We start from the raw sequence: 10,886 nt of genomic DNA on the forward strand, positions 1-10,886 counted from the left end.
CGCAGGCGGCGTAACGGGTGATCTGCCCGCATACTCCGAGCACCCCGACGTACCGTGAGGACGTGCCGACGAGAGACGTACTCACCAAGGCTGACCTCGCCGAACGACGCCGCTCGGCGCTCGGGACGGCCGACCCGCTCGGTGTCGCCGCCGACCTCGCCGAGGCGGCGGAGCAGGGCCGGCTGGAGGATCCGGACGACGCCGGCGACGCCCTGACCCTGGCCGCCGAGATCGCCGAGATCCGGGCGAGACCCGAGGCCGCCCTGCGGTACGCGGAGCGGGCCCTGGCGGCGTACCCGTCCGGGGACGACCCTCGCGCCGGGTTCGCGCGGGCGCTGCGGGCCCGGGCCCTGTTCCGGGCCGGCGGTCGCGACGACGAGGCGATGGCGGAGTTGACCGCGCTGCGCCCGTTGCTGCTCGTGCAGCCCGACGCCCCCGCCTACCTGAGTGCCGCGCTGGACGCGGCCGGTCGTTCGTCGACCGCCGAGACCTGGCTGAGCGAGGCGGTCGACACCCTGCTGGGCGACCGCGCGACAGCGGCCGGGACGTCCGGGCAGGCGATCACCGCGACCGACCCGGTGGCGGATCTCGGCCCGCCGGACGCGCCGGGTGTCCTCTTCTTCCTCCTGCAACAGCGGCACCGGGTACGCCGGAATCTGAACCTGCCGCACGATCGACAGGACGATCTGGCCGACCGGTTGGAGTCGCAACTCGTGCGCCGGGCCGGAGAGCGCCGCGACGCCGGGTCGGATCTGCTCTTCTGGCCCCGGGCCGAGTTCGATCGGCTGCTCGCGGAGCATGCGACGCTGAGCGAGGTGTACGGGCCGGACTGGGACGCGCATCGGGGCCGGCTGGAGACGGAGCTGGTCCGGCTGCGGGGTGCCGGTCAGGCCGGGCTGGGCGTGTTTCGCGCCACCGTGGACGGGCTGAACGCGTTCGCCGGTCGACGGGACGGCGACCCGAGCGACGCGGCGGTCCGGGCCGGCTACGCGGCCGAGGTGCAGGCGCGACCCAGCGCGCGGATCCCCTGGCCACCGGAGCGCAACGACGCCTGCTGGTGCGGCTCGGGCCTCAAGTACAAGAAGGACTGCCTGCCGCGCTCCCGGTAGGCAGGGGCACCGGCCTCGCCCCGGTTGCGACATAATCCCGAGTGTGGCGAAGGGTAGACGGTGGGGAATCGTCGGCGGAGTCGCGCTGCTGGTGGTGGCGCTCGTCGGTGCCGGTCTGTGGCACTATCTCCTCCGCCCGGACGACCCGACCCACGTCAGTGCCGTGGCCGACGCCGCGAAGAAGGTCGACCAGGTCCAGGCCAGATTCGTGGCCGACCACCTCTACCAGGCCGACAAGTACGTGCACGCGGCCGGCCAGCACCCCGACGTCGCGGTGCTCACGGTCACCGGTGACACGCACTGGGAAACCGGCGTGACGCTGGTGCTGCGGGTGGCCGGGCACGGCGTGGAGATCGGCGCGGACGGCTCGGTGATCGACGAGAGTGACGAGGCGATCTGCTTCCGCCTGCGTCTGGGCCCGCGCGACGACCGCCGCGACGACGACATCGAGTGCCCGCCGGACGATCCCATCCAGGTCGCCGAGGACCCGTCGCTCTACGAGGTCGACGAGCGGCTGAAGAGCGCTCTCGCCACAGTCGGCCCGGACGAGGCCGCGGTCCGCGCGGCGATCGACGGCCTGAAGCTGGACCCCGCCATCACGACTGAGGTGACCGCGGAGAACGGCCGGGTCGGCGTCGCCCTGCGGGCCGCCCAGTACGACTGCCTCCTGGCCCGCGTCACCGGCAACGGTGCGGAGCTGTGGCGGCCGGCACGCATCCAGTTGGCCCCGGGCGAGCTGTCGTGCGCCGCACGGATCTCGCTGAGCGGCTATTTCGGTAAGGGCCTCAGGTGAGTTCCGCTTCACCGGGAGTCCGCTGATGCGAGCCGGGTCGGCCCGTCGCGTGGCGGCGTCCACGGTCGCGGCGCTGCTGACGGCGCTCTGCGTACCCCTGGTGGTGCGCCTGGCGCGGCAGGATCCGGCCCCGGTGCTGGCCCGGGCGGCGGCGCAGCAGGACCCGGCGCCGGTGGCGAGCCGCGACCAGCAGCACTTCGCGGTCACCTGGGCCGCCAGCGCCGAGCGGCTGGGCGCCGGGCCCGCCGAGCGCAGCTACCGGCTCGTCGTCCGGACCAGCGTCGGTGGGGACGCCCTGCGGATCCGGCTGACAAACGCGTTCGGCGAGCACCCGGTCACGTTCGCCAGCGCCTACGCGGGGTTGCAGCGGCAGGGCGCGGAGCTGATCCAGGGCAGCAACCGGCCGCTGACGTTCGGCGGTCAGACCTCGGTCACCGTCCCGGCGGGCGAGGTGGTCATGAGTGACCCGCTGCCCGGCGAGCTGGCCGCGGAGAGCAACCTCGTCGTGAGCCTCCACGTCACCGGCGCGCTGGGCATGCGCAGCGGGCACATCCTGGCCCTCCAGACGTCGTACGCCAGCGCGGGTGATCACGCCGCCGAGGAGGCCGCGACCAACTGGGCCGAGACGCTCAGCTCCTGGTACTGGTTGGACGCCGTCAGCGTGCGGACGTCCACAGCGGTCGGCTCGGTGGTCGTCCTCGGCGACTCCATCACCGACGGGTTCGCCTCCAGCCCGGACACCAACCGTCGGTGGCCCGACTACCTGTCCCGGCGGCTCCACGCCACGCCGGACAGCCCGGTGCGGGGGGTGGCCAACGAGGGCATCTCCGGCAACAAGGTGCTCGCCGGCGGCGCCGGCCCGGCCGCGCTGCGCCGCTTCGACCGCGACGTGCTCTCCCACCCGGGCGTCGACACGGTGTTCGTCCACGAGGGGATCAACGACATCAAGGCCCACACCGGCGTCACGCTCGACGACCTCACCGCCGGCTACCGGCAGTTGGTCGACCGGGCGCACGCGGCGGGCCGGTGCGTCGTCGGCGCCACGGTCATGCCCTACCGGGGCTGGCCGGAGTACGACAACGCGGGTGAGGCCGTACGCCAGGGCGTCAACGACTGGATCCGGCGCAGCGGCGTGTTCGACGCGGTGGTCGACTTCGACGCGGTCACCCGCAGTCCGCACGACCCGCGGGCGCTCCTGCCGCTCTTCGACAGCGGGGATCATCTCCACCCCAACGACAGGGGCATGCGGGCGATGGCGGATGCCGTCGACCTGGCCGTCCTGCGCTGCGACCGCTGAACCCTCCGGCCCCGCTGGGTCGCCGTGGCGGGCCGGGCCGGGGCGCCGCTGGTGATCTCGGGGGCTGACACGCCCCGGCGCGACCGATACCGTCCATCTCTGGACGATTGACGTCCACCCGATGCCTCCGGAGGAGACGCCGATGTTCGAGGAGTTCATGGGCCTCCCCGCCCACCCTCTGGTGCTGCACGCCGCGGTCGTGTTCGTCCCGCTGCTGGCCCTGCTGACGGTCGGCTACGCGCTCGTCGCGCCCATCCGGCCGCACACCCGCTGGGTGCTGGGGCTGCTCGCCGTGGGCGCGCCGGTCGCCGCCCTGTTGGCGAAGCTCTCCGGGGATGCCTTCTTCGAGCGCATGCGCGCGGCCAACCGGATCACCCCCGAGTTCCTCCCGAAGATCGAGGCGCACCAGGAGTTCGGCGACATCACGTTCTGGGCGACCCTCCTGTTGGCGATCGTGGCGCTGGCGTTGGTCCGGTTCGTCCCGCCGCGGGCCGCTGAGGTGAACGCCACCGGTGACGGGCGGCCGGGTCGGGCGTTGACGGTGGTGTTGCAGGTGCTGTCGGTGGTGGCCGCCGGCATCGTCGTCTACTACGTCGTCCGCACCGGCGACTCCGGCGCGAAGGCGGTCTGGGAGGGCCAGTGACCCCTCAGGCGACCTCGTCGCGTACCCGCCAGGACACCGCGACGAGCCAGCCGGAGATGAGCACCGCTCCGACGGCGAAGCGGATGCTCGCACTCCCCTCGCTCCAGGGCAGGGCGGTGAGCACGAACGCGACGCCACCGCTGGCGGCGCTGTAGAGCGCCCATCCCCGGTGGCCCTGGCCGGCGAGACGTCGGGCGAGCAGCAGCCCGGCGGCGATGAGCGACAGGAACGCTGCCGCGCCGCACACCGTGTGCAGGATGCTGCCCGTGCTGGCCTGCTCGGGCAGCCCGCTCGGGGCGCCGGGTGGCCAGCCGAGCGCGGGATCGGGGACGAAGACTCCGCCGCCGACCATCGCCACCCCGTAGACGCCGACCAGCACCGGCACCACAGTTCCGGCCCGGCCCGGACGCAGTGCCCGCCACAGGCCCACCGCGAAGGCGACGGCCAGCACGCCGGTGCCCGCGAACGCGATGACCTGCAGCCAGCCGAGGTCACCGAGGGTGAGTGCGCTGACCGCGTGCCGGCGCAGGTCGAACCCGGATCGGGTGAACGCCTGCCCGAACGACAGGGCGGGGAAGAGAACGCCGGCCGCTGTGCCGCAGCCCAGCAGGAGTCGCGTTCGGCGGAGATGGGTCTCGGGGACTGTCGTCCGGGACGTCATTGACGTACCTCTCGGGTCGGCGTCTCGTCTCACCGTCACGACGAACGAGGCGAGCCCGGATCGACACCGCGACGCGGAACGGTGGTGCGGTCCGGCCGGGGCCGGGGCCGCACCACCGCGTCGACCGTCAGCCGGCGTGGTACGCCCGGATGATGGTCTGGTCGATGCCGCTACCACCGTTCGCGGCGGCCTTCACCCGCAGCGAGACGGCCTGCCCGGCGGCGGCCTTCGGCAGGGCGAGCCGGTAACCGTCGCCGCTCGCGGTGACCCGGGCCGACGTCCAGGTGGCGCCGTCGTCCGTCGAGGTCCAGGCCCGCACCGACGTCACCTTCTGCGCCTTGACGCCGTGCGCCTGCCGGACGGCCAGCTCGGCGGTCGCGCCGGTGACGTGGTTGGCGGTGTCCATGGGCAGCGCGTAGTCCACCGCGAGCAGCGGCAGCGGGACGCTTCCCGTCCCGTCCGGCCCGGCGGACCGGAACGTCCAGGAGGTGGTGACCTTTGTCGAGATCGGCAGGATCAGGCTCGTGTCGACGTCGAGGTTCAGTCGGTAGTCCGCCATCTGCTGCGGCACTGTGAAGTCGGCGAGCGGCCGGTTCCGCTCGTCGACGAGCTTGCCGTCGCGGTACAGCGACAGCTTGCGGTTCACGCCGATCGAGTCGCCCTGGAGGCAGTCGGCCCGCTGGTGCTTGTCGGTGAGGGTCACCAGGTCGATGTGCAGGTTGCCCCGGGTCCGCGACGGCGCGGTGGCGCAGCTGTGGCCGACGCCGGCCGGGTCGTCGTACCAGCCGGAGTGCAGCGGCTGCCGCGCCCAGACCTTGGCCTGCCGGCTGCCCGGCTGGTAGCTGCGGGGTGCCTCCTGGGCCGACAGGCCACCGTAGACGCCCTCGTCGGCCCAGAGGTAGCCGGGCGACAGGTAGTCGGTGCGGTACGGCGGCAGGTTGCCCTCGTGGGTCTCCGTCACCCACACCCCGTCCGGCGTGAAGCCGGTGCGGATCAGCTGGGTGGACATCCCCTCCGAGTCCGCCTGGTGGAACCGTTCCTCGATCCGGGCGAGTTTCGCCTGCTCCGCCGCGTTCACCCGGAACGCCGGATCGGCCGGTACGCCGAACGGGTACTCGTGCACCAGGTTGTAGCGGTACGGCTTGGCCGTGCCGGCAGGTGCGTCGAGGTTGACGGCGGCCCAGCTGCGGAGCGATCCGACACCGGGCTTCGGCAGGGCGGAGGCGCGGACGGCAGTCGCGGTCCCGTACCCGCTGACCTGGTTCCACACGGACAGCCCGTTCGCCGCGGTCTGCACGTTCGTGAGATCGGTCTTGGTGGCCTTGGTGGCGACGCCGTCGACGGTGGCCGTCACCGGCTTGGCGCGCGCCGGGTCGAGCGTCACGCCGCGGTTGCCGGTGACGGTCAGGTCGGTCTCGCCGACAAGTGTCGTCTCCAGCACGTCGCTGTCGACGTAGTAGGCGACCGAGGCGCCGAGCACCGAGTACCGGCCGGCCGGCACCCGCAGCGTGAAGTCGTCGCCGGGCGCACCGCCCGCCCCGCCGTAGAAGATCACCGGGTCGGTGAGGTTGGTGATCGCGAGGTTGATCCAGCTCTCCGCGCCGTCCTTCAGACCGGCAAGCGGCTTGGTGTGGATGGTCAGGTCGTAGCTGGGCTGCTCGACGTAGAAGCTCACCGGCGTGGTCGCGACAAGCTTGCGGCCGGCGGTGCGGGCGGTGACGGTGGCCAGGTAGAAGCCCGGCCGGGCGGCCAGCGCCGCGCGGTTGACCCGCAGGGTTGCCCCGGCGGTGGCGCCGCGCGTGAGCGTCACCCGGTTCGTCGACAGCGACGCCGCGCCGCGCGGCACCGGCTGGCCGTCGTGGTTGACCACCGACACGTCGAGGTCGAGGACGCTCGTCGCCGGGGTGGCCGCTCCGGTCCAGCTCAGCTTCGCCTCGCTGGTCCCGGACTGCGGGTACGCGAAGGTGCCGAGGTTGACCACCGCCCGGTCGCTGGTCGGGCCGCCGAGGGCGCGGGCCGCGTTGAGCCGGCCGGCACCGACGGCGTACGCGTCGACGCCGGTCAGCGGGTCCGCGGCGCCGACGAGCGCGGCCTTGATCTGCGCGCCGGTCCAGTCCGGGTGCCGCTGGACGAGCAGCGCGGCGGCACCCGCGACGTGGGGGCTGGCCATCGAGGTGCCGCTGATCGCCTCGTAGTGCGTGTCGATCGGGTCCTGCAGGTTGGTGCCGGCGGCCCGCGCGGCGACGATGTCGACGCCGGGTGCGACAAGCTCCGGCTTGGCCACGTTGCTGGTGACGAGCGGCCCTCGGCTGGAGAAGTCGGCGAGCTTGTCGTCGCGGTCGACCGCGCCGACGGTGAGCGCGCTGGCGGCGGAGCCCGGCGAGGAGATGGCCCCGCCGCTGTTGCCGGCGGCGATGACGAACAGCACACCGGTCTGCTTGCTCAGGCCGTCGACGGCGAGCGAGAGCGGGTCGTTGCCGTCGTCCGGGTCGCTGCCGCCGAGGCTCATGTTGATGACGTCGGCCCGGGCGGCGGCCCACTCCATGCCCGCGATGATCCCAGAGTCCTCGCCCGAGCCGCGGTCGTCGAGCACCTTGCCGATCACCAGCTTGGCGTCCGGCGCCACGCCGCGACGCTGCCCGTGCGCGGCCGCGCCGGTGCCGGCGATCGTCGACGCGACGTGCGTACCGTGGCCGTTGTGGTCGACGGCGTCACCGCCCTCGGCGGTGAAGTCGGACCTGTCGACGACCCGGCCGACCAGGTCCGGGTGGGTGAAGTCGGCGCCGGTGTCGAGCACCGCGACCCGGACGCCGGCGCCGGTGTAGCCGGACTTCCAGGCCTCGGGTGCCGCGATCTGTCCCAGGTTGCGGTCGAGGTCCCGCTGCTGTCCGCCGCCGGTCAGCGCGGTCGCGCGGACCTTGCGGTCGAGCCAGACCTTCTTCGCGCCGGCGAGCAGCGAGGTGGTCGCCAGCTTCGCGGTGGCCGGGCTCTTCTTGGGTACGCGGCCGGCCACCGCGCCGATGCTGGGCAGCGGCAGTACGTCACCGAGCGCGGCGACCCGGGCGGACGCGGTGGCGGGCTGCACGATGAGCGGCAGCTCCGCGGTGTTGTCGTCGTCGTACCCGTCGGCGATCAGCGTGGTGACGTCGAAGAGGTCGGGGTCGAGGACCGAGCCGATCTGGGACGCGACGCGGGCCGGGATGACGTGCAGGTGCCCGTCGGGGCCGCAGCTCTGGCGGATCACCGCGTTCTCGTCGGCGGGCTGGACGGTGGCGTGCGGGCATCCCGAGCCGGTGCTGCGGACGGTCACCACGTCCCCGGTCAGCAGGGTGACGGTGTGCGTCCTGCCGTCGGCAGAGGTGGCGGGTGGGCCGGTCCGGCCGATGCCGCTGGGTCCCGCCGTGGCCGTGCCGCCCGGTAGGGCGGTGAGCGTCGTCGCCGTGACGGCGACGGCCAACAGCCACCGTGTTTTCCTGAGCATGTTGCTCCTCGTCTTATGTGGACGAAAGCGCCTCTTCGGGCGCTTCCCGCAAGATCATATGCACGAGTACGTGATCTTCGGAGGTCTTCGACGACAGGTTTTTCCGCTGGTGTGGCCCGGATTTCCGCAGCGTGTCACCGTCCGGCTCGGTTCGATGACGTTTCGATTGCCGTCCGCCTCGTCCAGAACGGCACATTGCGAATAAAGGGCACATCCCTGTTCGACGGCATCGACGGGACCCGAGCCCGGACCTAGCATGGCGACGAATGGATCTTCGAGATAGGCCCCGCCCCTGCCGAGACCCGGCGACCAGCCCAACCGAAGGGAGACGCGCATGCGTCGACCCCGCCATCTGGCACTCCTGAGCGTCGGCGTGTCCGGCGCCCTGGTCCTGACCGCGGCCCCCACCGCGACCGCGGCGCCGCCCACGACCGCGACGCCCACCGGCATCGTGGTCAGCGACGGCATGACCCAACCGGTGTTCTCGCTCGCCGACGCGATCGAGGAGCGGGTGTTCGTCCAGACCCCTGTCGACACCGATCACGACGGTCGGCCCGACCGGGTGGCGATCGACATCTCCCGTCCCCGCGAAACCGCCACGCAGGGCTTCAAGGTGCCTGTCATCTTCGAGCACAGCCCGTACCGCAAGGGCACCTGGGGTGACGTGCCGTACCCGAGCGTGCTCGTCGACGACCTGCCGCAGAACGGTCGGACCGACCGGGCCGGGCGGCGGTCGCTCGACGCGGGCGCCCAGCGGGCCCAGGCGAAGGCCAACCTGCCCGGCTCGCTCGACGACTACTACGTGCCCCGCGGGTACGCGGTGGTGCTCGGTCAGAGCGTCGGCACCGGCGACTCGGACGGCTGCCCCACAAGCGGCGACCAGGCCGAGACCCTCGGCACCAAGGCGGTCATCGACTGGCTCAACGGCCGAGCGAAGGGGTACGACGCGAACGGCGCCCCGATCACCGCCGGCTGGACCACGGGTGCGGTCGGCATGACCGGCGTCTCCTACAACGGGACGCTGCCCAACCAGGTGGCCACCACCGGGGTCAAGGGACTCAAGACCATCGTGCCGGTCTCCGCGATCAGCAGCTGGTACGACTACTACCGGGCCAACGGTCTGGTCGTCGCCCCCGGCACGTTCCAGGGTGAGGACCTCGACATCCTGGCCCAGTACACCGCCGGGCAGGCCCGCGCCGAGGGACCCTGCGCCGACGAACTCGCGACCATCACCGCGGAGCAGGACCGGGTCACCGGCGACTACTCGGACTTCTGGCGCGACCGCGACTACCTCGACGCCCGCAACGTCACGGCAAGCGTCTTCGTCGTGCACGGCCTCAACGACTGGAACGTCAAGACCGAGCACTTCGCCGGCTGGTGGGACCAGCTCGCCAAGCGCGACGTACCGCGCAAGATCTGGCTGCACCAGGGCGGCCACGGCGGCCCGGGCAGCAGCGCGTCGGTGACCCTGCCGAGCGGCCAGACGTGGACCTACAAGCAGACCGAGAACCGCTGGTTCGACTTCTGGCTGTGGAACGTGCGCAACGGCATCATGGACGAGCCGACCGCCGTGCTCCAACGCGAGGACCGCGCCTACACCACGTACGCCAACTGGCCCGACCCGGCGGCCCGTGCGGTCGGGTTGCGGTTCGCCGCCACCGACGCCACCGCCCCGGGCGCGCTCACCACGGGCAAGCCACCGAAGGGCAGGGTCGAGCAGAGCTTCGTCGACGAGGGCCGGACCATCCACCCGGACACCCTGGTCGCCAACCCCGACACGGCGAACGCGAACCGGCTCGCCTACCGCTCCCCCGCGCTGACGTCGGACGTCCGCATCTCCGGGCGTCCGGAGATGCGGCTGCGGATGGCGATCGACAACAAGCCGGACGCGAACCTCACCGCGTACCTGGTCGACTACGGCCCAGCCGGGTCGACCGCCGCCCCGACCGTGGTGACCCGGGGCTGGATGGACCCGCAGAACCGCAAGAGCGCCGCCCGCACCGAGCCGGTCAAGCAGGGCAAGCTGTACGACTACCGGTGGACCATGGAGCCGAAGGACTACATCTTCCCGGCCGGGCACCGGATCGGCGTGGTCGTCTTCTCCAGCGACCAGGAGTACACCCTCCTGCCGTTGGGCGGCACCGAGCTGCGGGTAGCCCCGAACGACAGCGAACTGCGACTGCCGGTGGTCGGCGGGCGGAACGTCCTCGGGTTCTGATTCGTCTCCGCGCTCGCGGGTGGGGCAGTCCGACGCGTTCGGGCTGCCCCACGTCGATCACGCCATCCGTCCGCCGCGTCGGTTTCGCACGGTCGGACCGGTTCGGGGCGTGCGGACGGCGCACACCGGCATGATCCACTCGGCTTTCATGATGTCGGGGTGTTTCCGGCGCTCGGACACCGCTACTTTCAGGAACGCGAGTCGATCACCTCGATCGTCCGCCGTGTCCGTATCTTCGGCGGGCCGACTGGGGTCGATTGTCGGTTTTGGGCAAAAATGTCGGGTGGTCGGGGCCACCCCGGTGGCGGAATCGGCGGCCGGCCCGGGTCGTTATACCTGGCAGACCACCGCAACAGTCCGGGTCATGGTGTGCCGGCCCCGGCGGGAACCACCGCCAGGGCCGCCCGCCGGAGCCAGCCGCCGGGAACACCCGCGGGCCCGGCCCGGTTACATCCCCCGCACGGCCGAGCACCACCACCGGCCGGCCCCTCGGGCAGGCGGAATGCGCCGACCCCGGGCAGGCGGAATGACCCGCCACCACGAACCGTTGCACCCTGTCCCGACGCCGACCCCCTCACGGGTCACCGGGCAGAACCCCCTCGAACGTCCCCCGCGCCACCACCCACCCCCGGAGGCGGCGCGGGCACCCCCGATGCAGAGGAGCACGCCATCATGCGTACCGAT

At 72.5% G+C, this 10,886-nt stretch carries 7 protein-coding genes; 5 read left to right on the forward strand and 2 right to left on the reverse strand.

Annotated features, from left to right (window positions below):
- Positions 1–62: 62 nt before the first annotated feature.
- From ACPXBU_RS30670 to ACPXBU_RS30685, 4 genes are all read left to right on the forward strand, one after another.
- On the forward strand, positions 63–1,109 hold the full coding sequence (locus ACPXBU_RS30670) for an SEC-C metal-binding domain-containing protein (RefSeq protein WP_425760868.1): 1,047 nt from the start codon (positions 63–65) through the stop codon (positions 1,107–1,109).
- A 43-nt stretch (positions 1,110–1,152) separates the two neighbouring features.
- On the forward strand, positions 1,153–1,902 hold the full coding sequence (locus ACPXBU_RS30675) for a hypothetical protein (protein WP_425760869.1): 750 nt from the start codon (positions 1,153–1,155) through the stop codon (positions 1,900–1,902).
- Between the two features lie 25 nt (positions 1,903–1,927).
- A complete protein-coding gene (locus tag ACPXBU_RS30680; RefSeq protein WP_425760870.1) occupies positions 1,928–3,199 on the forward strand; it encodes an SGNH/GDSL hydrolase family protein in 1,272 nt (423 codons plus the stop codon).
- Positions 3,200–3,341: 142 nt separating this feature from the next.
- Positions 3,342–3,842: a DUF2231 domain-containing protein gene (locus ACPXBU_RS30685; RefSeq protein ID WP_393371741.1), complete on the forward strand. Its 501-nt coding sequence runs from the start codon at positions 3,342–3,344 to the stop codon at positions 3,840–3,842.
- Between the two features lie 4 nt (positions 3,843–3,846).
- Here ACPXBU_RS30685 and ACPXBU_RS30690 read toward each other — a convergent pair whose 3' ends face one another.
- Together ACPXBU_RS30690 and ACPXBU_RS30695 are read right to left on the reverse strand one after the other, a co-directional pair.
- Positions 3,847–4,503, reverse strand: coding sequence for a DUF998 domain-containing protein (locus ACPXBU_RS30690; protein ID WP_425760871.1), 657 nt, complete (start codon positions 4,501–4,503; stop codon positions 3,847–3,849).
- A 127-nt stretch (positions 4,504–4,630) separates the two neighbouring features.
- On the reverse strand, positions 4,631–7,984 hold the full coding sequence (locus tag ACPXBU_RS30695; protein WP_425760872.1) for a S8 family peptidase: 3,354 nt from the start codon (positions 7,982–7,984) through the stop codon (positions 4,631–4,633).
- 334 nt (positions 7,985–8,318) lie between these two features.
- Here ACPXBU_RS30695 and ACPXBU_RS30700 point away from each other — a divergent pair, with 334 nt between their 5' ends.
- A complete protein-coding gene (locus tag ACPXBU_RS30700) occupies positions 8,319–10,202 on the forward strand; it encodes a Xaa-Pro dipeptidyl-peptidase (protein WP_425760873.1) in 1,884 nt (627 codons plus the stop codon).
- Positions 10,203–10,886 lie beyond the last annotated feature (684 nt).

This window comes from Micromonospora sp. DT231, assembly GCF_049847025.1.
Classification (GTDB): domain Bacteria; phylum Actinomycetota; class Actinomycetes; order Mycobacteriales; family Micromonosporaceae; genus Micromonospora.